The organism is Geitlerinema sp. PCC 9228 (assembly GCF_001870905.1).
In the GTDB taxonomy this organism is placed as follows: domain Bacteria; phylum Cyanobacteriota; class Cyanobacteriia; order Cyanobacteriales; family PCC-9228; genus PCC-9228.
This window is the reverse complement of record NZ_LNDC01000208.1, coordinates 1-204: the sequence shown is the minus strand read 5'-3', so window position 1 is coordinate 204 and position 204 is coordinate 1. Positions and strand designations below refer to the sequence as shown.

At 53.9% G+C, this 204-nt stretch carries 1 protein-coding gene; it reads left to right on the top strand.

The features are described 5' to 3' along the window. Positions 1-204: tetratricopeptide repeat protein (locus tag AS151_RS22955; RefSeq protein WP_139240833.1), on the top strand; the 204-nt coding region annotated here is incomplete at both ends.

Sequence of the window (204 nt, the reverse complement as noted above, 5' to 3'; positions counted from 1 at the left end):
CTCTACCGCCAAGCTCTAGAGATGAGAAAACGCCTATTGGGCGAGCCACACCCTGATGTCGCCAGCAGCCTCAACAATCTGGCATTTTTGTACCAAAGTCAAGGTCGCTACGAGGAAGCAGAACCCCTCTACCGCCAAGCTCTGGAAATGTTCAAACGCCTACTGGGCGAGCAACACCCTGATGTCGCCACCAGCCTCAACAAT